The sequence below is a fragment of the Streptomyces longwoodensis genome, assembly GCF_001514125.1.
Lineage (GTDB): Bacteria > Actinomycetota > Actinomycetes > Streptomycetales > Streptomycetaceae > Streptomyces > Streptomyces longwoodensis.
This window is the reverse complement of the sequence record NZ_KQ948557.1, coordinates 117,306-141,462: the sequence shown is the minus strand read 5'-3', so window position 1 is coordinate 141,462 and position 24,157 is coordinate 117,306. Positions and strand designations below refer to the sequence as shown.

17 protein-coding genes and 1 pseudogene are annotated in these 24,157 nt (G+C 67.3%); 8 read left to right on the top strand and 10 right to left on the bottom strand.

Translation table 11 applies throughout. From position 1 onward, the window contains the following. Position 1 precedes the first annotated feature (1 nt). From AQJ30_RS37150 to AQJ30_RS39465, 4 genes are all read right to left on the bottom strand, one after another. The gene (locus AQJ30_RS37150) at positions 2-562 is read right to left on the bottom strand and encodes a hypothetical protein (protein WP_079084236.1); all 561 of its coding nucleotides are present in this window, start codon (positions 560-562) and stop codon (positions 2-4) included. Then, entirely contained in the window at positions 559-3,054 is a 2,496-nt protein-coding gene (locus tag AQJ30_RS23750; RefSeq protein WP_245727037.1) for a site-specific integrase, read from the bottom strand. Before AQJ30_RS23750 ends, AQJ30_RS37150 begins: the two co-directional genes overlap by 4 nt. Then, positions 3,054-4,214 (bottom strand): tyrosine-type recombinase/integrase, encoded by a 1,161-nt coding sequence (locus AQJ30_RS23745; RefSeq protein WP_245727035.1) that lies wholly within the window; start codon positions 4,212-4,214, stop codon positions 3,054-3,056. Before AQJ30_RS23745 ends, AQJ30_RS23750 begins: the two co-directional genes overlap by 1 nt. A 148-nt stretch (positions 4,215-4,362) precedes the next feature. Then, positions 4,363-8,784, bottom strand: a complete 4,422-nt coding sequence (locus AQJ30_RS39465; RefSeq protein WP_245727033.1) for an NACHT domain-containing protein — start codon at positions 8,782-8,784, stop codon at positions 4,363-4,365. Between the two features lie 313 nt (positions 8,785-9,097). Here AQJ30_RS39465 and AQJ30_RS37145 point away from each other — a divergent pair, with 313 nt between their 5' ends. Further along, positions 9,098-10,591, top strand: coding sequence for a restriction endonuclease (locus tag AQJ30_RS37145; protein WP_159052364.1), 1,494 nt, complete (start codon positions 9,098-9,100; stop codon positions 10,589-10,591). Between the two features lie 696 nt (positions 10,592-11,287). On the opposite strand, the gene AQJ30_RS23720 is transcribed toward AQJ30_RS37145, so the two are convergent. Beyond that, complete coding sequence (locus tag AQJ30_RS23720) at positions 11,288-11,488, bottom strand: hypothetical protein (RefSeq protein WP_067237575.1); 201 nt, start codon at positions 11,486-11,488, stop codon at positions 11,288-11,290. A 354-nt stretch (positions 11,489-11,842) separates the two neighbouring features. Continuing rightward, positions 11,843-12,052: a hypothetical protein gene (locus AQJ30_RS38485; RefSeq protein ID WP_067237572.1), complete on the bottom strand. Its 210-nt coding sequence runs from the start codon at positions 12,050-12,052 to the stop codon at positions 11,843-11,845. Between the two features lie 123 nt (positions 12,053-12,175). On the opposite strand from AQJ30_RS38485, the gene AQJ30_RS23710 reads away from it, so the two are divergent. The 4 genes and pseudogenes from AQJ30_RS23710 (at position 12,176) to AQJ30_RS23695 (ending at position 18,268) form a co-directional block, all read left to right on the top strand. After that, on the top strand, positions 12,176-15,085 hold the full coding sequence (locus AQJ30_RS23710; RefSeq protein WP_067237570.1) for an NACHT domain-containing protein: 2,910 nt from the start codon (positions 12,176-12,178) through the stop codon (positions 15,083-15,085). A gap of 176 nt (positions 15,086-15,261) precedes the next feature. After that, positions 15,262-16,626, top strand: coding sequence for a helicase associated domain-containing protein (locus AQJ30_RS23705; RefSeq protein ID WP_067237568.1), 1,365 nt, complete (start codon positions 15,262-15,264; stop codon positions 16,624-16,626). Positions 16,627-16,785: 159 nt separating this feature from the next. Beyond that, a pseudogene (locus AQJ30_RS37135) lies at positions 16,786-17,472 on the top strand (metalloregulator ArsR/SmtB family transcription factor); the annotation flags it as partial. Positions 17,473-17,659: 187 nt separating this feature from the next. Beyond that, positions 17,660-18,268 carry a dihydrofolate reductase family protein gene (locus tag AQJ30_RS23695; RefSeq protein ID WP_067237563.1) on the top strand — a complete coding sequence of 203 codons (609 nt, stop codon included), beginning with the start codon at positions 17,660-17,662 and terminating at the stop codon, positions 18,266-18,268. 174 nt (positions 18,269-18,442) lie between these two features. Here the strand turns inward: AQJ30_RS23695 and AQJ30_RS23690 are convergent, their stop codons facing one another. Beyond that, a complete protein-coding gene (locus AQJ30_RS23690) occupies positions 18,443-19,048 on the bottom strand; it encodes a hypothetical protein (protein ID WP_067237561.1) in 606 nt (201 codons plus the stop codon). Positions 19,049-19,533: 485 nt separating this feature from the next. On the opposite strand from AQJ30_RS23690, the gene AQJ30_RS23685 reads away from it, so the two are divergent. Together AQJ30_RS23685 and AQJ30_RS38480 are read left to right on the top strand one after the other, a co-directional pair. Continuing rightward, positions 19,534-19,941, top strand: a complete 408-nt coding sequence (locus tag AQJ30_RS23685; RefSeq protein WP_067237559.1) for a TipAS antibiotic-recognition domain-containing protein — start codon at positions 19,534-19,536, stop codon at positions 19,939-19,941. A gap of 258 nt (positions 19,942-20,199) precedes the next feature. Continuing rightward, complete coding sequence (locus AQJ30_RS38480; protein WP_067237557.1) at positions 20,200-20,619, top strand: hypothetical protein; 420 nt, start codon at positions 20,200-20,202, stop codon at positions 20,617-20,619. 400 nt (positions 20,620-21,019) lie between these two features. Here the strand turns inward: AQJ30_RS38480 and AQJ30_RS23675 are convergent, their stop codons facing one another. After that, a complete protein-coding gene (locus tag AQJ30_RS23675) occupies positions 21,020-21,394 on the bottom strand; it encodes a hypothetical protein (RefSeq protein WP_067237555.1) in 375 nt (124 codons plus the stop codon). Between the two features lie 449 nt (positions 21,395-21,843). On the opposite strand from AQJ30_RS23675, the gene AQJ30_RS23670 reads away from it, so the two are divergent. Then, a complete protein-coding gene (locus AQJ30_RS23670; protein ID WP_159052363.1) occupies positions 21,844-23,085 on the top strand; it encodes a hypothetical protein in 1,242 nt (413 codons plus the stop codon). A 115-nt stretch (positions 23,086-23,200) separates the two neighbouring features. Here the strand turns inward: AQJ30_RS23670 and AQJ30_RS38475 are convergent, their stop codons facing one another. Both AQJ30_RS38475 and AQJ30_RS23665 read right to left on the bottom strand, forming a co-directional pair. Beyond that, positions 23,201-23,455 (bottom strand): hypothetical protein, encoded by a 255-nt coding sequence (locus AQJ30_RS38475; protein WP_159052362.1) that lies wholly within the window; start codon positions 23,453-23,455, stop codon positions 23,201-23,203. A gap of 144 nt (positions 23,456-23,599) precedes the next feature. Next, positions 23,600-24,055: an NUDIX domain-containing protein gene (locus tag AQJ30_RS23665; RefSeq protein WP_169808490.1), complete on the bottom strand. Its 456-nt coding sequence runs from the start codon at positions 24,053-24,055 to the stop codon at positions 23,600-23,602. Between the last annotated feature and the right edge of the window lie 102 nt (positions 24,056-24,157).

Here is a 24,157-nt window from a genome sequence, read left to right as displayed (position 1 = left end):
CTCACCGAAGATTTTCGTCACGGATCATTCTTCGGAGGCTGGTACGGGTGGCGGTCAGATCTTCCTCAAGGGCAGTGATGCGGGCGCGGAACGCGGCGTTCTCAGAGGAGGTCTCTTGTAGCTGGCGGGTGAGGTCCTGGTTCTGGGTGGCCAGTTCGTCTGCTCTGGCCGCTGCGTCAGGGGCGTGGAGGGCATCGAGCTGGTGGCCGAGTTGGTGGCGCAGGGCTGCCTGGAGCCGGTCGCGCTCGTCGCGGAGTTCTTTGATTTCTTGCCGGGCTGTTTCGAGTTCCGTGCGCAGGCTGAGGGCGGAGGGTGGGCTTGCCAGGGCGGATGGTGGGGCGCTGTGGGCTTGGCGTAGTTGGGCTGCCTCGATGTGCTCGCGTACGCCGGGAGCATAGGTGAGCCAGGTGGAGACTCGAGCCGCACGGGCGACTGCGGCAAAGGTGAGCGGCTTTCCCTGTTTCTCGAGTGTGGCCAGGACGGTCAGGACACGGGCGCGTTTGTCGAGGCTGTGGCGGCGTCTGGCTTCGGCGAGGGGGGCGGGGTTGCCGCGGGGATTCATCGCACGTCTTTCGGGCGGGCAGTGGTGAGGGGCAGGAGGGTGTGGTTGTTGCCTGCTCGTGCTTTGCGCAGCACGGTGCTGGCCTCTTCGATCTGGGCGCGTTCGGAGGCGGGGAGGGATGCCAGGTGGGTGTTCATGCGGTCGATGACGCGCTGGTAGGCGGTGATTTGTGCGGTGAGGGCGGTGGTGACGAACTCGGCTGCGCCCATGGCGCGTGCGGTTTCGCGGTCTGCTCGTAGTTCGTTGATGTGGTGCTCGATGGCGGGTAGGTAGGAGGGGTCGGGGCGGTAGAAGCCGCAGCCGGCGCATTGGAAGCGGATGGGGCAGGCCTGGCCGCCGGCTTTGACGTTTGAAGGCTCGGTGCAGCCGCCGTAGGGAACGGCGATGGAGCGCATCTCGTAGGCCGTGCTTGAGCTGGAGCTGGGGTGGCCGTGCTGGTCGAGGACGTGTGCGCTGAGTTTAGCCACGGCTTCGCTTTTCCGTTTGAGGGAGACGGTGTAGTAGCGCTGGGTCATGGCGATGGATTTGTGGTCCATCAGCTCGCGCAGCACGTCGACGGGTGTGCCGGCGTCTGCGTGGCGCTGGGCGTAGGAATGGCGGAAGGCGTAGGGGTAGATCAGGGACGGGTCGAAGAGCAGGCGTTGTCCTTGGGAGTCGGTACCTTCGGCGTGGAGCGGGGGCAGGGCGTCTACCCAGAGCCTGAGGGCGTCGCTGAGGTAGGTGCTGGAGATGTGGGGGGCGTCGCTCAGGGGGGTGAGGGAGGGGAAGAGGTAGCGGTCTCCCTTAGCGGGGAGATGCAGTTGGTCGCGGCAGGATTGCCAGGTTCGGATGGCGTCGGCGGTGGAAGTGGTGATCGGCAGGCGTCTGCGGTGACGTTTCCTTTTGTGGTTGTCCCAGATCAGGGTGGGCTGGCCGTTGTGGTTTTCCAGGCAGTCCCGGGCCAGGGAGACGATCTCCAACGGGCGGCGCCCGGTGTCGCGCAGGACGATGTACATCGTGCGGTACAGCAGGTGCCGGGCGTCTGGATCGATGTCGCGGCAGCCGTAGGTGTTTCCGGTGCCCAGGGTGTCGAGGTGGGTGTCCAGTTGCCGGATGACGGATTCGGGGATGGCTTTGCCGATGAAGTCCTCGTTGGGTTCTTCCACGGAGATGACGTGCTCGACGGGCACGCGGGTAAAGGTGCCGGGCAGGTCGTCGAGGGTGCCGCAGCGGCGACCGTAGGCGATGAGCTGGAAGAACATCCCCAGCAGGCTGCGCCGGAAGGAGGACGAGTAGGGGGTGCCGTCTCGTTTGCGTGCGGCACGGAAAGCGTCGACAGCCAAGGTGGCATCGGCGAAGCTCAGGGCGACGGGATCCTCGCCGGCGTCGGCGCGCTGGGCGAGAGCCGTGGAGGCGATGGTCGTCGCGTGGAAAGTGCGCTTGAAGTCTTCCGTGGTGGGTCGGGCGGTGGTGACCCAATGACGCAGCGCCTGGCGCAGCCAGGGCTGGCGGACGGTGCGGAGATCGACGCGGCCGGGCAGATGCCGGCGCTTGCCGGAGGCGCTGTGGCGCAGCCCGAGGACGCGCAGATCGATGACGTCCTGGTCGATGAGGGTGATCCCGGAGAACTCGCTGTATCCGGCGCGGGCGGCGGACTGCAGGTTCTCCAATGTGCGGACGGCAGACTGATGCGGCTTGGTGAGCCGGGCCGTGTTGGTGGCGTCCAGAAGCGTGTCGGCCGTGGTGAGGTGGCTGATCACGCCGCGGATCCAGTGAGGTTCCAGGGCACGTACCCACTGGTCCATCTGCTGCACGGCGTACAGCACTTCCCAGCGCAGCAACTCGGGTAAGGGAGCGAGATGGAACTGGTGCGCCAGCAGGTACAGCGGCTGGTGCGCTGCCCACGGGACGGCAGGCACGGGATCGGTGCTGGAGCGGCATTCCGCTCTCCAGGCACGCCAGTGGTAGTTGCACAGCCCCCGGGAGTTCATGGACGCGCCGGCACAGTCGGTGACCATGCAGACGGGCACGTCTGTGTAGGGAGTAGCACGCTCACGGAGCCAGCGTTCGAACGTACCCCTTGCCTCGTGGTACTTACGGGAGTTGTGGTGGGCGGCGCACAGGCCTCCCGACACCTGAGGGCGTACGCACCGCACGCCGTCCCGGGTGAGCGTGCACGGCCCGGCGACCGTCAACGGCAGGGATCTGGAACGGGCGGGGGTGAAAGTGGCGGCGAACTCTTCCCGCGGCAGGCCGCTCTTCCTGCGCTGGTCCGAGCAGTAGGTACAGAACGTCTCCTGAGCACGCACGATCATGTCGCAGCGGCGGGTGCGGCACCGGGAGGACGAGGTGCGCGGGTTGTCGAGGTCTCCGGTGAACAGCCATCTGGCGCTGTCCCACTCCCCCGGCCGCCACGCGGGATCAATGTGGGCACGCAGCCACGTCTCCCACGACTTCTTCGTGGCCCTCGTCGGCGCCCCCAGTGCAGTCACGGGCGCGGTAGCGGTACTCACTACTGATCCTCCCGCCATGCCTGGGCCCGGTCGACAGCCGCCCGGGTCTCGGACTCATCGACGTGGCGGTAGCGGTCCATGGACAGCGGCGAAGCGTGACCCAGCAGCTTTTGCACCACGTCCCGGTCCACTCCCTCACGCAGCCAGTGGGTGGCCGCGGAGTGGCGCAGCATGTGCGGGCGAGCCGGATGCCCGGCGCGGCGGGCCAGACGGTCGAAGACGTTCTTGGCGTTTGGGTAGGTCATGGCCCGGCCCAGCGGCGGGCGGAAGAGGTTCACGAACACCATGCCCGTTTCGGCCGCCTGGGCCACCTGGTTCCGTTCGTGCTGGTAGTCGGTGTAGAAGGCGACGATGTCGGGGGTGACCGGGAGGCAGCGGGAGTGTCTGGACTTGGCCAGGGCCCGGTTCGGGTTGTCGGTGCGGCGCCGCACGTGAAGGTGCGGGCCCTGTACGGGGCAGCCCAGCGAGCGTGACGAGGCCAGGAAATGCAGATCCTCCTGGTGCAGGCCCAGGGCCTCCCCGATCCGCAGGCCGGTCGCGGCGAGCAGCGCGATGAGGAAACGGTCCCGCGCCCGGGGCGTATCCGCGATCATGCGGCGGATCTGCTGCGGGGAGAGGTCCTCGTAGCCGGGCTCGCTGACCTGGAAACGAAAGGCCGACGCCTGGAGCTGACGCCACTGGCCACGCTCGCCGGCGTCGTAACCGGCTGGCAAGAACCGCAGGAACTTCGGCTCCGACAGCAAGCCGGCCGTCTGCGCGGGGACCCAGCCGTGGAGCGCGCCGAAGCGCAGGAAGTCCGTGACCGCCGTCATCACCGCGTTCGCCGTGCCCTGCGAACGGTAGCGGGGCGCAGCCGTGGTCGGACAGCGGCGGCTGCGGGCCGGCAGCGGCGTGGTGACCAGCCACTGCTGCAGCCCGGACAGCGCCATGAAACTCGGACACGACCACTCGAGACGGTGCCCTGCGCAGTAGTTCAGATAGAGGGCGAGACGGCCTGCGTAGACCCGTTCCGTGTTCGGCGAGCGGCCCTTGCTACGCAACCCCGCCAAAAACGCACACGCCTCGGCATGCAGGGCGAAGGTGCGCGCGTCGGCCACCACCCACCGCACCACACCAGACGACGGAGAGACCGAACGCTCAGCTACATAGGCCTGATCCATCCGCCAAACAGACCAAACCCCGCCGAGGGTCGGTGGCCATTCCAGACAGCTGCCGCACGACCAGGTGGGAACCACACCGAACACACCACACAAACCCGTGCACCTATGGATAATCCGCGGCAGGCAGGGGACAGGTGGTTCGTACGACTCAGCGCTCGTTTTCCAAAGCTGCGTGCAACCCGTAGGCACCTACTTGCGAGAGCCTGTCGATGATGTCCAGACAACGGATGCGTTGGGGTTGCGGGCTTTGGCGATAGAGGCGGAGGACCGCCGAGACCAGATGGTGGCCGTCCGCTGCTCGGTGGGTTCTCAGGTCGCCGAGATCCCTGCCCGCGTGCTGGACGATGCGCTCGCAGGCATTTATAGCCACGGCCGGAAGGGGGCCGGTGTGGTCGTAGAGAGCGAAGGCCAGATGTTCGAGGTGGTCGGGGAACGCGTCACTGTCGAGGAAAGCGCTGACGAGTTCGTCGGCTTGCGCAGGAAGCAGGTTGAATGCCTGCCGCATGCCCTGGGAGGCGTTCTTTCGCACGTCGGTGTCGTCGTCGGTGAACAGCGGGACAAGGTGTGGGTAGTGGTCGATGTTGTTGGCGAAGACTGCTGCCGCCCCACGACGTGCGAAGGTGTTGAGTTCGTGCGTGCTGTTCGGGAGCTCCGGGGTAAGACATCCCTGGATGGTGGCAACAGCCCAGGACTGGCCAGCGAGTTCGGCCGCGTCACCCGGCTCCAGGAGGGCCCGGGCGAGGTGGGCAGCGAAGCGTGAGGGTTCACGGACCAGTGTGTTGATGAGCAGCCGTTGGGTGGTGGAGGCGTTGTAGACGTTGGCGTCCTGGTGGTTCAGGAGTTGTTCAGCGGTGTCCAGCGCAATCTGAGGGTCATGCTTCATCAGGGCCAGCACGGCCTGGGCGGCACAGACTCGGACAGCGAGCACGGGGTCGTTGGCGAGGCGGGTGACTAGGGGCGTCAAGGCGTGCAGGTGCTCACTGCCGTGGGAGAGCAGGGTGGCAACGGTGAGCGCTGCCTGGCCGCGGGTGGCGTTCATACCGGCGGTCAGCAAATCCGTTCGGGTTCCCTCGGCATCGGCGTCGCGGATGTCCTGCTCGGGGTGGGGATCTGTGGTGTAGCTGTCGAGGGCTGACAGCGAAGCAGCAGTGAAGTTCTGCGGAGCCGACTGCAGGGCACGGCAAATCGTGGGCGCGGCGGCGGGGCCGAGTGTCCGATGAGCGTGGAGAGCCAACTGCTCCCAACGGTCGGCGTCCAAGTGAGGCGTGACCGCCTCCACGATCGCGCACAGGTAGGCGGCCGGTGAGCCGGAGCCAAGGGAGAAGGCGAATTCGGTGAAGCGGTCAGGTTCCTGCTCCGCGCGACTGCGCAGGGTCTGGGCGAGTTCGTAAACGCCCCCCTGAGGCGGCCAGAAGCGCTCGGGCCGGGGTTTGGCGTACTTGTCCAGGGCTCGGTGCCACTGGACGTCAGTCATACGCTGGGCCGCGTGGTCGCTAATCGGCGAACCCACAAATTCGGCCTGGATGGCTGTCGGTGGCGAAGGGAGCTGGCCAAAGAATTTGCGTTCCCACTCAGCGAGCCGACGGCTTACCACGTCGCTACGGCGATCGGGGCTGATTGCCGACAGCAGTTCGTACTGGGCCCAGCCCCACGCGCTGCGCTGTCCCTTCTGGCGTCGGCGCTCCCATGCCGTGTAGTGGCCAAGCAGTACCACGGTCAGACGCTCCAGCGTCTCGTCACTGCAGTGGGGTGTAGCTGTTTCAATGAGTCCACGTGAGGCCCAGCGCGGGCTGTCCAGCCATCCCAGGCGCAGGTTACGCTCATCGGTCAGGAGCCAGGAGATAGCCTCATCTGCCTGGCCTATGACGGTGTACGCGCGGCAGGCAAGGAAACGCAGTTCCTGGACTGGTGACGCTGCTAGGTGCTGTAGGGCGCCGGCAGCGGCAGCCGGGTAGCTGGCCGCCAGGGAGCGCAGCGCCGTGTCCAGGGCGGCCAGCAGCGCGGTGTCCACGCTGTGGCCGCTTACATGGCGGTAGCCCCAACGGCCGGCGGGGGCATAGGCATCGGTGCGGTCCGTGCTGCCAGCGGTGGCCACGTCGATGACAAAGGGCAATACCTGCTCCACGTAGGCCTCTGGCTCGGCCTTCGCGATGCGGGAGAGGACCGTGCCGGCAACCTGCGAGTGCGTGGACAGGTGCTTGGACGCGAAGGGATCGCCGGAACCGTCGGCGCGCGCTCGGGCAAGGTGACGGCGCAGGTAGGCGCCGACGAGACGGGCGGCGGGAGCGGGGGCGGTTTCGGCGAGGCCGTAGAGGAGCGACCAGAAGTCACTGTTGACCGCGATCGGCCCACGGGCCTCATCGGCATGGCCGTTCTCAATCAGGTCGACGGCAAGGTCGACGAGGTCGGGTGTGAGTGCCCACTCGATCAGCGACAGGAGGCGCTGCCCCCACTGTGGCGTGGTGTCCACGTACGGTCGCACCAACTCCACGACACGTCGGGGCCGGCGCCGCGCTACGGCCAGCAGTTCGCGGAACGCCGCATCGGTGGTCTGCGGCGTGTTCAGCCAGCGTTCCCACCTCTGATCGTGGTCGGCGGCGTCGAACCACTGGGGTTGGGCGAGCAGGCCGCGGACTTTGCCCGCCACAGGAGCACGGCCCCAGGCGACCGGTTCGATGGCCTGCCATTCCGGCAAGGCGGCATCGAGTTGCCCGAGGACCGCGATGATCACGTCGTGCAGGTGCGAACGGATCCGGTCAGAGCTCAGAAGCTGGGCCACCGTGGCGCGGAAACGATCTCGATTCGTGCCAGCGAGGTGCTCGAGAATCTGCCGCGTCTGCGCCCGACGGAACAGATGCTGGCCAGACCCAGCAAGAAAGTCGTGGATATCCGCTTCCGTAGAGATGAAAGACCGGGCGAAAAGGAAGTCGAAGTACGTCTCGTGGAAGAACCCAATCTGTTCCACGTCACGCACCAGCACACCATGCGACTCGAGCACCCTGATGTGCTGGCGGGCAAACCCATCGAGGAGAGCCAAGGGCGCCTGGAGCGTCTCGCGTTCACTCATAGAGGCGCACAGCGTGCCAGTGATGCCCGACCAGTCCAGAGCGCCGACCTGGCGCTCGATCTCTTCGCGTAGTTCATCGGTGTAGCGCGCGTACAGCTCCTGCAACGTCCGGTACGAAGCGGTACGTGCGGAGGTCGAGAGGCGGCTGAAGACCGACAGATGCAACGGAGTCCGCAACAGCTCCAGTGTCACCGGTCCCAGGCCTTCGGGATTCGTCCCGCTGGCGGACAGAACAGCCCGCACCTGTTCCAGATCCAGAACGCTGAGGGGAAATCGAGCTGTCCGGGCGGAGTCGGCGACCAGACGGGACAGCCTCCGGTCGTTGTCGATATCGACGGTGCGGGCTACCAGGAGCACCTTGACGTTCGGGGCAACGACCAGCTGCGCGAGTACGTCCTCGACGGCCTCGTAAGCATCCGACATCCTGCCGTTGTAGGTACTGACCGCATCCAGTTGGTCAATCACCAACAGCGCCGGGTCTCCGTCCGCGACCCCGGCCAGCAGCACCGCCGGTGAGTCCGGCAGGGTCATCTTCGTTCCCAGCTCCTTGGCTGTCTGCACGCCCGCGTCGGCACCGTCCATCCGGACCGCGGCCGCCGGCCATCCCTGCTCGCTCAGCCGGACCAGGACATCGGTGACAACCGCCGACTTACCCAGGCCCGCCCCGCCCTCGCAGACCATAACCTGCGGACCGCCCTCAGCCACCAGGCGTTCGTACAACTGCTCCACGTGCGGACGGGCGGCCATCCCGAACACAGGCCTGTCCCGCCGCACACGCCGCACAAAGCGCTCGACGGTACCGGCCAGCATTGTGAGCGTTCCGGTGTCACCGGCCAACAGACGTGGGCGTACTCCCGGCACGGTCAAAAGGTGGCTCCGGATCTGGGAGCCGGTGAGGCGCTGATGCAGGTGCTCGTCGAGATAGCCGCTCAGCTGCCTGACGATCACTTCCGGATCGCCGACGAACAGCAGCTCATACTCGGAGACCACCAGGCGGCGCAGTGCCTCCGGTGAGTAGTGCTCCACGTGTACCGCCTGCAGATACCGCCAGCCAACCTCCCGGTTGACCGGCACATCGTTCACAGACCAGTTCTCGAGCACCTGTACGAACTGGGGAGCCTGAGCCTTGGTAATGATGCCCTCGAACTCGGCGAGTGTATCGGCGGCCCTGGCACGCTGGGCAAGATCGTGCAGTTCAGGGGCCCCTGTGGACAGCACAAGGCGCACCTTCTTGCCCTCCACAAGATGCCCCGTAACCGCCTTGAGGATCTTCCCCGCAGCGTCCAGAGTCCACGGCCCCTTCGAGGGAACGTCCTTCACCTGCTCGCACCACGTGCCGTCGTCCGCCTCAAGCTCGAACTCGATCCCGGCACCCGCCGGCCCCGGGGGCTCCAGGCGAATCCGCGATGCCCGCCCCCTCAGCAGCTCCGCCACCCTCAATGCGGTCCACCAGTCCTCGTACCGGTTACCCGCCTTGTCCGCAGCCCCGCCCGCCAGCCCCACCCAGCCTCACCTCTCGAAAGCCGCAAAGGCTCCTTTCTTTTAGGAACCCGCGTCCCGCGACCCTACCTCCACCCACCGACAATCAGACATTCAGGATATTCCTGACAAGATATCCACCTCTCTGCTGTCCTCGGACCGCAGACACGGAAGCCACAGCCGTGGTCTCTTCGAGGGCCCACTGCTCAGCTGGGGCCTTGCAGGGCATCGACGCGTCTGCTCTTCAATTGGGGGCAGCCAGGGCGGATGCCGCTCCTGATACCCGATTCGCGCAACTGACTCAGTCCTCGTCGGAAGTCGAAGCAGAATCACCGACGTGGCCGAGAACTTTGAACCCAGGCTGAACAACGACGCCCCACTCCTCACAGGCGTCAGCGACCTAGCTGACGCGTACACGCGACTCAGCGCCGCAGGCGATCCACAACGCCGAGGGAAGGACTTCGAGCACCTACTGCAGCGAGCCTTCCAGCTCGCTCACTTCGAGGTAGAGCTCAACCCGCGGATCGCACACCCACGCCAGACGGACTTGTCCGCCCGCTACGGAGACCATCGGTACCTCCTGGAAGCCAAGTGGCAAGCCGCGAAGGCGGACATGGACGTACTCGGCGGCCTACGCGACCGCTTGCGCCGGACCAGTGCCACCGTAGTAGGTGTGCTCGTCAGCATCTCGGGCTTCACCCGAACCCTCGTAGAGGAAGTCAGCCGAGAGCGTCAGACACCGATCCTTCTGATCGACCAAGAGGATCTGCTGAGCGCTCTTCGGGAGCCGACAACACTGCCCGGCCTGCTTAGAGCCAAGCAAGAGGCACTGATCACTCATGGCCAGGTGCATCTCGGCGAGTCTGCACGGGCACACGCCACAACCCGTAGGCCAGACCGCGCACTGCCAGCCAGAGACCTGCATCTCCGCGACGCCGACGGGGAGCAACACCCTTACCTAACTGTTCCGGGCGGCTTCGCCCCTGCAGTGTTCGCTACCGCCGTCACAAACGTAGACTGGTCCTTCGGTCGCGGCCGCGGCGTATGCATGGACATCCCCATCCAAGCCCATACTGCAGACGACTTGCTACGTCTGATCCACGGCCTTGATGAACTCGGACTGGCCAGCGCACGTCCCACCTGGGCTCTCCAGCAGAACGACATCTCATGGTTTGGAATCGGTGCCGGCGAACTCATACAGGCTTTGGACGACGCCCAGCAGCGTATGGCGGAGTCGGCCGCCCCACACCACAGCGAGCAACTCGTCTACTGCGACACCGCCCTGGGCGGCCTCTACACACTGACGGCAATCATCGCTGCGGCAGAGCCGTCACCCGCCAGGCAACAAGCGGACGAGTGCGCCCCCTCGAGCAGCCAACGCAACAGAACGCCTGCTCCCCTGCTGGTCTCGCAATGCCAACTATCCTTCCAACTCCCCGGCACTCCGCTGGATGCCACAGCCCTGCGTCACCTCCACGACCGATTCGGAGCGACGCACAACGTCTACTTCCGCCACTTGGACATCACGGCAATCAAGATCAGCTGGCTTGATCAACAACCAGTAGACCCGCTAGCCACCATCGTGGAACACGACTCAGTCACAGGCCAGGACTTCGTCGTCGGCCTCGTCGTGCACGATCACTACTCCGCGAACGGCAAGCACGCCGTGCTCGAAGGCTGGCCGCTAGAACTTCAGGACAGCGGATTCCTGGTGTGCGCCCTAGCAGATCACCATCCCGTAACTCGCCCACCAGAGCGCTACTGGCTGGAGGCCGTGCATACCGCCCACACGTCTGACCTAGCCGTGGCAACAGTCCGGGCCAGATGGTGACCAGGGTCAGCTCCACGACTGATGAGCAAAGGTAGACACTGCCGCAAGCCGGCCCCGCTGGCTGGTGAAGGCCAGCAGCCAGTGGGGCCCACTCGCTCAAACGCAGTTGCCTAGGCGGTCTTCCTCCGCCCTGGACTCCGATCCCACCTGGTGGCAAAGGACCGGATGGACTCAGCAGTGAAGACCGGTCCAGCAGCAGTGCGGCCAATCGGCCGCGGGAAGTCAGGATGGTTGCCATCCAACTGAGCCACCCGTTGACGAGAGACACCCAGTTCCTCAGCCGCTTCCCTGTACCCCATGAGCTCCTGCTCCCTGGGGTAGTCCCGCTCCGCGTTCGCCTGCTCAGCCGTAACCACACGCAGGTCGATCAGCTGAGGCTCATGATTCATCGCAGCCCCCAGCCCCTCAACCGCCGTATTAAGAGCCTTGTGCGCAGCCTCTACCAAGCTGGGCGCGTCCAGGCGCCACAGAAGGTGAAGACGCTGCCCGGCAGACTCGTGCCTGATGACGCCAGCAAAGTGCCGATGCAACTCTTCGTATTGCTCATCTCGGAGGGCGCGGACAGCACCCACGGTTACAGATGCCCGCCATTCCTGTTCCATGCTTCTCTCCTTTCCTTCCATCTGTTTCGTTCTGCGGTGTGCGCGGATGGACAGGTACAGGGGGCCAGGCCTTCTGGCCCCCTTCTACACCTGGCTAGCCCTCGTCCGGGAAGACCAAGCCTGCGCCTCGCAGCGCCGAGATCAGATCGATCCACTCACCCGTGCCGTCCGGCTCGTGACCGATCGTGATCATGGTCCCGTTCCGGGAGAAGAACCAAGATCCCTGCAGGCTCTGTCGGCTCTCGAATCCCTGACGGTCCAGCGCCGCGAGGAGCACTTCCATCCGATTTGCCATGTCGATACCACCCCCAAACCTTGCGCGTGTCAATAGATAATCTCGAGCAACCTACTCAGAAACCTTGCTTCTGGCAAGTGGATCAAGAGTTCCGCGCGCACCTCTCCGGCCGGCCCGTCTCGTACAAGGATCAAGGCACATGCGACGGAGCCGCACACAGCACTCGGACACCGAGATATCAGCAGGTCAGAAGGCCAACAAACACTCCCTACATCTGCACCACCTGTAGATAATCCCTGTCCTGTAGTCGACGCCCTAACGCTGGCCGGGCCCCGGCGCCGAGGAGTACAGCGCCCGGCCTCGGGGGGGGCGCCATGGTCTCGCCTGCAGGAGTGGGACAAAGTCATCTTCGGTTTACAGCGCCGCGAGGACGAAGGTCAGCAGCGCCAGGGACAGGGTGACGCTGCCCGCGAAGGCCACGGCACCGCCCAGCAGAGCGGTGGCATAGGTGGCTCCGTCGATACGAGCGAGCAGACCGGCCGCAGCTCCTACGAGCGCGCAGAAGAGCGCGACGACCGCCAGGAGCAGGACCAGGAGCATCAGGTGGATGGATGAGGTGTTCATGCCTTCTCCCCAGAACGTTCGACGTCGGTGACTCCGGGAAATTTCGCGGTTTCGGTGTTCACCGGGGTTCAGGGCGAACAAAGATGAACGAAGACGGTCGTCTGGGAGACGGAGAAGCAGGACATGGGGGACGTGTACGAGGATCCGCTGGCGGAACTCGCGCTACGGCTGCGTACCCTCAGGGCGCAGCGGGGCCTGCAGATGGGTGGGCTGCGGCAGCGGACCGGGCTGGGGCGGACAACGATCAGCCAGGCGCTGAACGGCCAAGTGGTGCCCTCCGAGACCACATTGGTGGCCCTGGCGAAGGCGCTGGGCACGGATGTGGGCCCGCTGCTGGCCCTTCGCGAAGCCACTGCCCGCGTACCCCGCCAGGGTTCTCCGAGGAGAGTCACCCGCAGGCCGGTGCGGCCGAGGGTGCAGCCTTCGTTCGAGGAGCGGTACATCAGCTACGTGACGGAACGGCATTCCCAGCTGACCGTCGTAGGGCTGGACCTGAGCCGGCCGGAACGTGCGCGCTGGCCGCTGGACGCGGCGTACTTGAGCTTGGAGCTGGCGGAGCGGCCGGAAGGCTGGCCTGCGGGCAGCGAGGAATCGGATCGGCCATCCGTCGTGGTGAAGCGTGCGGAGAACGCGTTGGCGGACTGCCGACGGGTACTTCTGCGAGGGCTCGCTGGCAGCGGAAAGACAACGCTGCTGCAGTGGCTGGCTGTCGCCACGGCGCGCAATGAGCTGCCGGAGACACTGGCGGACTTGCGGGGGCGGGTTCCGTTCATCCTGCCGCTGCGGACGCTGGTGAGGCGTGGGCCCCTTCCAGAGCCACGTGATTTCCTGTCTGCGGTCGGCGCTCCCCTGGCCGCCTCGCAGCCTGAGGGCTGGGCCGATGACGTACTCGCCAGAGGCGAGGCACTCGTCCTGGTAGACGGCATCGACGAGGTACCTCAAGAGCATCGGGGTCCCACGCGGGACTGGCTCGAGCGGCTCTTGGCCGCCTACAGGGACGCACGCTTCGTGGTCACCACGCGTCCGTCCGCCGTACCGGAAGGCTGGCTGACTTCATCGCGCTTCACCGAACTGTCAGTACGGCCCATGAGTGCCGCCGACATTGGAGTTTTCGTTCACCGGTGGCACACCGCAGCGCGACACAACGCGGCAACCGACGCCGAACGCTCACAACTGCATGATCTCGAAGCAGCGCTCCAGGTGACAGTGCGTGCTCAGCGTGACCTGGCGCAGTTGTCCAGCACCCCCCTGATGTGTGCGCTCATTTGCGCGCTGCACCGGGACCGCCGCGGCCATCTGCCTCACAGCCGCATGGAGTTGTACGAGGCAGCGCTGTCGATGCTGCTCGTACGCCGTGATCTGGAGCGCAGCATCGGCGTCCCTGAAGGCATTCAGCTCACCGAACACCAGAGCGTCCAGCTACTGCAGCGTCTGGCCTACTGGCTGATCCGCAACCGCCAGACAGAGATGGAACGGGCCACCGCGATGGCCCTGGTCGGCGACGCGCTGCCGGCCATGCAGGCCGTAGCCGAGCAGGGCACTGCCGACCAGGTCCTGACGCACCTGGTCGGCCGCAGCGGGCTCCTGCGCCAGCCCACCGCAGCCACCATCGACTTCGTCCACCGCACTTTCCAGGACTACCTCGGTGCCAAAGCCGCCATCGAAGCCCACGACTTCCCCCTGCTGGTCAACAACGCACACGACGACCAGTGGGAAGACGTCGTACGCATGGCCGTCGCCCACGCCCGCCCAGCCGAAAGCGCTGATCTACTCCGCCGCCTCGTCGAACGCGGTGATGCGGAGGGCGAACACAGAGGCAGACTCCACCTCCTGGCGGCCGCCAGCCTGCAGTACGCCACCGAAATCGAACCCGACGCCCGCAGACTGGTCGAACAACGTGCGCGTGTCCTGATGCCTCCCCGCTCCCGTGAGGAGGCGGAGGAACTTGCCTCGCTCGGGCCAGGCATCCTGGACCTGCTACCGGGGCCGGAAGGCCTGAAAGCCGACGAAGTAGGCCCCGTCGTCAAGACTGCGGCTGCCATCGGCGGCGACCATGCATACGCCTTCCTCCACCGCTTCGTCCAGTCCCTGCCTCCCGACTCAGCCCCCTACGACCTAGTCGACGGCTGGGAGCACTTCAACGCTGACGAATACGCCCGCGACATCCTGCTCCCCTTCCCTGACCGGAACCGTCTCACTCTGACGGTACACACTCACGATCAACGCAAAGCACTTCGAATCCTGAAACCCATCACCAGCATCACCTTTCGGGAAGCCTTCACGGCGGACGAAATAATCGAACACCTCTCAGCCGAGCACACCCGCGCACTGCGGATCTACGAGGGCCAACGGCTCACAGGATTAAAATTCATCCGAAAACTCTCCGCTTTGACAGAACTTGCTCTCTCAGACTGCACCGAGCTCACACACATTGAAGACCTTGCAGGGCTCCCACTGTCAGACTTGAGCCTTATGCACTTGCCGGCCGACTTTTCCTTCAATGCACTGAATTCTCTGCCCGGCCTTACCGATCTTTCTCTCTACACCCGCCTACCCTGGGAGAGCCTGGTGGGTCTGCCAGTACCGGAGAGCCTCACCTCGCTGCACCTGGGTGGTTGGATCGGCACACGTCTGGCCGGCATCTCCAGGTGGCAGCAACTGCAAGACCTGGTGATCAACACTGCCCCTGACAACGGAGAGTGGCAAGAAATGGCGACACTCACCCATCTAGAAGAACTATGCATATCGGAGTACGACCTTAATCGCGCCGTTCCCATGCTTAGCGTTACCTACCTCCGGCTTCTTCCGGAGTCCGACCCACAACTAGATTTGGTGCCGGACCTCTTCCCCAACCTCGAACGCTTCTTCATCAACTGCCGAGCAGCGCAGTCCGGCACCATCGACATCGCCCCCTTGAGCCGGATCAAGAGACTCCAGATCTCCATCAGCTACGCAAGCAACGTCACCGGCCTCGAGCTATTCCCCCCGGACACAGTCAAGCTGTACCCGCGACCACGGACAACAGACACCTGATTCGCCTCTCGAGTCGTAACCCTCAAACCGGTCAGGCGATGGGAGCTCCCTGCCCGCTGCCCCTGTCAGGCATGCTTCCCAGCATCCAGAACAAACGTCACTCACGATCTCCTCGCCTCTAGATAATCGACACCAAGAACTGCGACTCCGTCTACTTCGCCGATGTCCGCGGCTCCATGCCCGAGCTCGTCCAAGCCGTCGGCCGGGCTCTGCGGATGCAGCGTGGCGAAGGGAAGGTGGCCAGCTTGGTCGTGCCGGTCCTGCTCGGGCCCGGGGAGACGGCGGACAGCATGCTCACCTCGCGGGCGTACGGCGGACTCGCGAAGCTGCTGGAGGCGCTCAGGGCGCACGATGCCCGGGTGGTCGAGCAGCTCGCCGAACAGCAGGCCCGGAGCAGCGTACGGGGCGTGCAGAGCCTCAGCGGCAGCCAAGAGATCCCGGGTGAGGAAGTGGAGAGCGACCGAAGCGACCGTGGCCTGTCAGTGCCCGCCCGAGAACTGCTGAAATTCTCCACGCCACGCGACCCGGCCGCTCTTGCGGCGTTCATCGCCTTGCGGGTTCTCAACCCGGAGCACGAGCACTGGCGGCGCGGCGTGGAAGCCGCGGCCATCTATGCCCGCGAGCACGGCAACCTGAAGGTGCCGTTCACGTTCCGGGTGCCCGCAGTCGACGACCAGGCGGCGGGAGGCGAGCCGTGGCCGGCCACGCTCGCCGGATTCCCTCTCGGGCAGTGGATCGCCGACAACCGGCGGTTCTACGCCCGCGGCGACATGGACACCGACCGCATCGCACAGCTCGAGAAACTCGGCATGATCTGGTCGCACTACGACGTCGCCTGGGAAGAAGGCCTCGCGGCGGCGCGCGGGTGGGCAACCGAGGCGGGTCACCTTATGGCCCCGGTGAACGCCACCTACCAGGGCTACCCGGTGGGCACCTTTTTGAAGAACGCGCGGGCAGCCGCCCGGCGAGCAGCCGTGAACGAGCAGCGCCGTGCCGAAGAGTCGTCAGCCGGTGCCCTGTCGGACGAGCGGCGCGAGCAACTGGATGACGTCGATCCGGGCTGGTGCCCGAGCTGGCCGGTGATGTGGCAGCGCTGCTTTCACCTCGTACGGCTTCACCTCGAGGACGGCGGCGAACTGCCGATGGGTCCCGGCACCGTTGTACGCCAGGGCGAGGACCTCGGACGATGGGTACGGGCGCAGCGACTCGGCTGGGACCAGCTCACCACCGTGCAGCAATGGCTATGCGAACAGGTCCTCGGGATAGAGCCCGCTAGCGAGCACGAAAAACCCCGGCCACGCCGCAGCCAGGCCGACAAATGGGCCATGCACTACCAGGCCGCCCGGCAGTTCTACGAGCGCGAAGGACACCTTCGGGTTCCGAGGAAGTGGGTCGAGCGGATCGTTGGCGGCAGCGGCGGGGACCAGGAGGAGCAGGAGCTCCGGCTCGGGGCCTGGGTCAGCAACCAGCGCAGCCGGGCAGTGACGCTGACACAGGAGCGGATGGAGCTGCTCTCCGCCATCGGCATGCGATGGACTTAGGCTCCGGCAGGGGGCGGGGTGTGTACGCGATCCGTACGCTCACATGGCGCTCTCCGTACGGTGAGGAGAGGCGCACCGGGAGGCCGCGCCGACGGGTGTGACCTGGGGCAACCACCAGGGTCGGTTTGATGGCGCTTCGAGACATTCGTTGACACGAATATTCGTGGTGGGGAAGTACTTGGACTATGGACGCACTCCTCTGCCGCACTGGCCGACCCGGCCCGCCTGCGGCTGGTCACCCTGCTGGCCGAGCGGCCCCGCCCGGTCGGGGTCCTCGCCGAGCTTGCCGGGGCGCGCCAGCCGCAGACCACCAAGCACCTCCAGACCCTCGAGCGGGCCGGAGTCGTCACCTCCCAGCGCAGCGGACAGCGCCGTGTGTACGCGCTGGAGGCAGCCCCCTTGCGGGACCTGGCCGCCGCGCTCCTGCGGCTCGCCGGTGACGCGGACCGGTCCGGCGGTCCGGGCACGACGTACGACCGCTACGGGCGCAGCCTGCACGTGGAACGGCTCGCCGCACGGGAGGCCGGCTGGGCCGACGGCCGCTCGTTCGGGTTCCACCGCTCGCTGGCGGCGCCCGCCGGGCTGGTCTGGCGCCATCTGACGAAGCCGGCTCTGCTCGCCCAGTGGTGGACGCCCGACGATCTGCGCATGCACCACCTGGTTTTCGAGGCGCGGCCGGGCGGGCGGATCGTCCAGGAGTACCGCGACGCCGAGGACACCGACGGCTCCGGTCCGGCTGCCGGACGCGCCGAGGGGGTCGTGGAGGACGCGCGTCCCGGCGAGCGCCTCACCTACCGGATCTCTCCGGTGCTCCCGGACGGGAGCCACGCCTTCACCGCTCACGTCGACTTCGCCCTGACGCCTACCGGCACCGGCACGGACCTCGACGTCCGCTGGCAGCTCACCGACAGCACCGTCGGCTCCGCGGACTTCGTCGCATCGAGATCGGTTTCGGCCAGGGCCTGGACAAGCTTGTGGCGGCCCTTGCCGCCGGCCCCCGGGACATCGACAGCACCAGCAGAAGGAGCACGCCATGACCGGCACCACCGCCCGCGCCGCCCGCACGGTGACCGCGAACCTGGTCCTCAGCCTCGACGGGCGCTACAACGGCCCCGGCGGAGCGGCCGACTTCGGCGCGTTCGTGCCGTACGCGACCACCGAGGTGGCGCGGGACCAGCTCACCCGCATCTGGGAGAACGCGACGACGGCCGTGCTCGGCCGGGTCAACGCCGACGGGTTCCTGGGCTTCTGGCCGTCCGTCGCGGACAGCGAGGAGGCCGACCCTCGTGACCGCGGCTACGCCAAGTGGCTCGTCCACACGGAAAAGGTGGTCTTCTCGAGGACCCTGACCGAGGCCCCGTGGGAACGCACCCGGCTGGTCGACGCCCCCGCCGCGGACGTCATCGCCGACCTCAGGAGCACCGGCGAGGGGGACATCCTCGTCAACAGCAGCGCCAGCGTCATCAAGGCCCTGCTGTCGGCGGATTTGCTGGACCGGCTGTACCTGATCGTCATCCCCGAGATCCTCGGGGGCGGACAGCGCCTCTTCGAGGACGGCCTGCCCGACTCCCGCTGGAAGCTGACCCACCACGAGGTCGGCGAACTGGGCGAGACAGCCCTGGTCTACGACCGGATCCGCTGAGACCGCCCGCCACGCCCGCCCGGCGCCCGGAACCACGTCGGCCACCGGCCGCCGGGCGGCCCAGAAGACGTTCTGGCCGGTGACGCTGGCTGAGTCCCGGCGGCGTCCTGGATGATGTTCCAGGGGCCGGGTGCACTGGTGCGACCGGGTCCGCCGTTTGCTCGGCGCCCCGGGTCAGGGTCGAAGACCCGCGCGTCGCAGCGTCAGCGTCGACAGGTCGGCGATGACGTCAGGGTCCCCGCGACGCCAGGCGTCGGCCAGGCCGCCCGGCGGCGTGGCGAGCGCGACCAGCGGCCGCTGCGGTCCGGTGAGCGCACGCAGCGCAAGGAGGTCGGCGCCACCGGGGGCGTCGAAGAGGCGACGAGTGGTGGCGCTCCGCCGGATCCAGCGCAGTCGTGGAACGAGCCACAACACCAGGATCACGGCGGTCGGGAGGACGATCAGGGCGATCGTCGTGAGGGTGGCGACATGGCCCACGGTGTCCTGCAACGACTGTCCGGCGTCGGAGAGACTCGTGCCGGCCTCGGCCGCGGACTTGAGTGGCTTCTTCAACGAGTCACCGACGAACGGGACCTTCGAGGCCGCGTTGCCCGCATCGTCGAGACTGGAGGCAAGAGTGTCGCCCGCGCTCTCGGCCTTCCGCCCGGGCTCGGCCAGCGTCAGGATCGCGTCACGGACGACCAGGGCGAACTTCACCGTGCTCGCGATCAGGAGCAGAGCGATCAGATCCGCGATCAGCTGACGACCCCGACGCGCTGGGCTTTGGGCGTACAGACGCATGGACGTGCTCCTGTTCCGACGGCGACATCGAGAAAAGCCAACCCCGAGCCGGTGGCACGCAGCTCGTGCCTGCCGGGGGGACGGCGAGGATCGGCGGGTGGCTTGACCGTACATGGGACGCGCGGACGATACCGGGGTACGCACGCTCAGGACCGGTCACGTTCTCCACCGACCGGCCGACACGGGCATTCGCCCGCCGACCGTCGTCCATCGACGTCGAAGGTCTGCTCCGACGCGCCCGCGGCACCCACCGGAGCCGGCTGGACGCCCCGCTGCGACGGCTCGCCGTTCGAGCCGCGCCGTCCGCCGCCGGCTGACCAGAAGGAGCGCCGGAGGGTCCAAGAAATGGTTTGCCGACCCGGTGGCCGTGTGTCAGCGTTCGTCCCCGGACCAGCAGTTGATCATCGACGGCCGGTCGACGTCGACATGTCGGCGGCCTCTCGGGGATCCACCGGAGAGGTGACGAGACGAGGGGAACCGGTGCCGTGGGGAACGATTACGAGGACGAGTGTCGCCGGTCGTTGGCCGAGGAGCAGGCGAAGAGCCTTGCCACGACCAACAACTGGGAACATGTGGACAGGGAGCGGGTCCACCAGGACTGGGACGTCCTGTACCGGGAGATCACGGCTTACCTGGACAACGGCTCCCTGCCCGGGGATCAGCAGGTCCAGGAGCTCGTCCGCAGACACTTCGACATCGCCTGCCGGTTCTACACCCCCTCCAGGCAGGCCTACGTCGGCATGTCGCTCTTCTACGCCGAGGACGAGGCCATGAGGGCGTTCCACAATTCCTACCACCCCGGGATGGTGGATTTCCTGGGCGCCGCGATCAAGGTGTTCGCCGAGCAGGGGAGCGGGTTCGCCCCCGGTGCAGGGGCCGGGGCTTCGGCGTAGTCGGGCGGCTCGTGGCCGTGCCCATCCTGGACCTGCTCGCGCAGACCGGCCAGGCGTGGGTAAGGGCAGGACGCGCGTGCGCAGCGCGCGGTCCGGGGTCGCGACACCCCGGACACGGCCCGGCGGCGCGGTGGTCGGGCCCCTGCCCGCCGCTCGGCGGCCGGTGTGGCGTCCTTGCCCGCGGTCGCCGGGAGGCACGGTGATGTCGGTCGCTCGCGCTCGTCCACCGGATGTCGTCCGACGAAGAAGGTGCCGCACATGCGCAAGGCTCTTCTGACGACCACTGTCGCGGCTGCCGCGGCGCTCGGTTTCGCCGTGGCACCGGCGCAGGCGGCCACCGGCGACGTGGACAGGCCCTTCGCCATGACGTACGGCAACAGCCAGACGTCGGGCTCTATCCACTTCACGGGCGGCTACACGGCGTCCCTCAGCGGCGTCGTGCACGCGGCCAGCGGCCGGCGCGCGATCTGCGCCGACGCCTACAACGGCAGCGCGAAGGATCAGGGCTATTGCAGCGCCTGGGCATACGCCGGCGGCCCGGACCAGGTCCTCAACGAGCCGTTCTCGATCCCCCTCCCTGGCGGGGTCCAGCGGGTCGTCATCGAGATGATGGACGAGAACGGCAACATCGTGGCGAGGGAGTCCTGCACCCGCTCGGTCTGCACGCGTCTGATCTGACCCGTGGTCGGCGCCGACCAGCCATGCGGCGGCCTCCCCACGAGCAGCAACCCCTCGATCCGGGGCCCGAACCGTCCGCCCGTGTCCGCCGCACCGGCACAGGGAGGTGAACGCAGGCAGGACCTTTCCTCGGCGCGGCTGGTCGGCCACCCGCTCCGCGCGGCCCTGCATCAGTGCGGCCCGGGCGGGTGTGCGGTGCGCGCCGAGCGTGCCGGTGGGGGCGGGATCGTCGTCCAGCAGCTACGCGACGCGGGGCCGGGGTTGAACGAACAGCTGTTCACTTCAGCGAAGACGGATCACGGCATGGTTGCTGAAGGGCTGGAAGGCGTACCTGCAGGTCAGTCAGGACGAACCGGCACACCCGGAAGATGTGCGCCCGACCAGGTTCACGCCGCGAGCGTCAGCACTTCTCTTTCCGCGCCTGCTGGATCAGCGGCTCGGCCTTGTCCAGCGTGAAGGTGACCTGCCAGGTCTGGGCCGCCCGGTGCAGGGTGTCGGCGAACTCCTGGTAGCCCTGGTCCTGTTGAGCCGCGTCGGCGGCGCGGTTGGTCGCCGTGTTCAGGTACTGCTCGGCGGTCTGGTAGTAGGGGTCGGTCAGGCTGGACGGCCGGGGGCGGGCGAGTTGGTCGGTCAGCTGCTGCAGGGAGGCGCAGGCGGACTTGGCAGACTCCCGCGCCGCTGCCGTGGCCTTGGAGGGCGTCGAGCTGCAGGCCGCCAGGGAGAGCGTGGACGCTAACAGCAGGTGCAGGGGTATCAGCTGACGTCGACTGGTCATGCGTCAATGCTAGTTAGCATGACGGCCTGACCGCCCGGAGATCCGGCGGGCGCGCAGCCACCGGTCCTGCCCGGCCCGCCTCTGGGCCTTGTCACCAGACCTTGGCTGCGCCCGGCCGGCCTACGGTGCGCACCTTGTGGTTGCGTCAGGCCCGGGCGCCGCCGGTGCAGGACTTGCTCAGCCGCCCAGCCGGCGGGCAAGGCCGGGCCGTCCACGGCCACGGCCACGGTCAGCATCGGCTGCGGCAATAGCCACGTCCAGAAGGACCAGACATCGGCACTTCCCTCGCCGCGACTCCGCGCACCCTCCACGTCGCCGCCGCTCAGAGCTGGCCCACGCGGCGGGGCGGCGCTCGCCCAGGTCGCCGGCCACCAGAGCGGTGACGGCTCCCGCGTGATCAACGGGCGTGCTCTCTGGTCGCCTTGGGCAGGTTCAGCCGCATGCGGGTGATGAGCGACGACGAACTGCGCCACCGCGAGGCGATGTGGGTGCGGCACGGCGCGCTTCAGATCCGCAGGTACGCCGAGGCGTTCCCCGATGCCGACGATGCGGAGCGGCAACGGGTGCGGATGGCCGTGCTGTACGCGTGGATGCGCGACCGCTGCCCGGTCGCCGTGCAGTTCGTGGCCAACTACGTCGCCACCGCCGCCACCGCGCTGGGGATGGCCGGGGTCGCCGCGACCGGCGGTGCGGTGGCCGCACTGTTCGCGGCGCACACCGGCACGCCCGGTGGTGCGCCCTGGTGGCTCTTCCCCGCGGCGACGTGGGCGGCCGTCTGCCTCGGCAGCCTCTTCGTCGTCCGCGACGACGTGCGCCAGGTCGTCGCCGTCTTCCGCCGTCTGGGAACGCGGGGTGCGTTGCGGCGCCTGACCCAGCCGCAGATCGCGTACTGGTTCGTGCCGGCCACGCTGTGCGTCACGGCCGTCGTCGCGGCCGCGGCGTCCTGGCTGACCCTCGTCACCGCGCTGGCGGCGCCGACCGGCCAGCAGATGATCACTGCGGCGGCCGGACTGTTCGGAGCGACCCTGGGGTTGCAAGCGGCGCGGTGGGTCGGCGGGGTGGAGCGGCTGCTGCACCGCAGGCTGCGGCGGGTCGGCCGGGCACACCCGCTCGATGCCGTGCTGGTCGAGCTCATGGCGGCCACGTCGGCGTGCTCCCGGGGGCGGGCCCGGTGGTGGGATCCGCGGACCGTCAGGACCCGGCTCGCCGTCGCCACCGCGGCCGCCGGCGACATTACGGCGGTGCGCCGCAGGACCTCCGTCACCGAGCTGGCGGCACGACACCGGGCGCGGCGCTTGCACACCGCACTGGCCGAACTCGTCCGCCGCCACGACCGTGCCCTCATCCAGGTGCGCACCGCCGGGGAGTACGACGCCGTCACCGCCTCGCAGCACGCGGGGGTCCTCGCCCTCGTGGCCGGCGACGCCGAGGCACTGATGCGGCACAGCGCCGGCGAACCGCCGACGTCCCGGACCGCCCGGCTGCTGCGCCGCACCGCCTCCAGTCTCGTCCTGGCGGCATTCGCCCTGGCCGTCCCGCTGCTGCCCGGGGTGGACCGGGCCACCGGCGCGGGCGTGCGCATCCTGCTGCTGATGACGGCCGCACTCGCTCTCACCCCGGCCGACGGCAGCGCCTCCGGTTCCGTCCGCTCCGCGCTCGAACGGTCCCTGTTCACGAAGAACACCCCGTGAACCGCCGCCCCGGGGAGGCCGTCCTGTGGTGCAGTTGTCCGCCCTGCGGACGTTGCCCAGGGCGGGAGAGCTCACCGCGCCGCTGGGTCAATCGGACTACTGATGTAGGGCGTGACTACGGCAGGTCATCACAGAGGGCGTGCACCAGCTCTTCGAAGCCTGTGACTTCCACTTCGGCCGCGCCCAGGACTCTTCGGTCGATTTCGACCATGCGCTCTTGCGCCTCGATCGCCGCAGTGTCCGGATGCGATGCCGCCTTCAAGTGAGCGAGCTTCGTTTCGTCTTCCGTCAGATCTCTCTGAAGGCGGTTTCTTCGCTGCTCTGCCTGCTTGAGTTTGGCCTTTGCCGCTTGGCACTGTTCTTGAGGCATGGCGCTCCCTGGTCCCTCGCCGTGTGGCCTTATTTCAGCCTTGCGGCTTGGCAGCCGAGGTGCATGTCGGCTTGGTCCGATCGAGCGCCTCGCCGCCCTCTGCGGCCACGACGACGGCCCCGACGCCCTCGCTGATCGCAGTCCTCAACGAGTGGCTGTGAGCATCGCCTTGGAGCGGTCCAGCATGTGCGTGGCGTCGGCAGCCGGCGGTGACAGCACTGCGGTGTCCCGTATGTCCCTCAGGGGGACCCATACTGCGGCCTCGGTGGACCCCTCGGCTTCAGTCACCGTCGGAGCACCTCCCTTGAGAGACGCAGCGTAGAACAGTGCTGTCAGGCTCCAGCTGATGCCGTTCCTCTGTGCCGAGTAGGTCCTCGCGTCGAGCAGGTGAGCCCCGACCAGCTCAAGGCCCGTCTCCTCCAGGAGTTCGCGAGTCAGCGCCTCAACAGGCTGCTCACCCGGATCGATCCCCCCACCAGGCAAATGCCACAATCCCGGCGTGAAAACGGGCGAAGCATCCGACAGACGGGCCAATAGCAGCCGATCATCTTCCATGGCAATCGCATACGCCGAAATACGGGTTCTCACCTGAATACCCACAGCTCCCGTCCCTCCCTGCACCGGTGGCAGACGAAACCCTGACGCCATCAAGATCGACTCTCGCCGAACGTCCCGGATGGAAACAGCCAGTCAGCGAAGCAG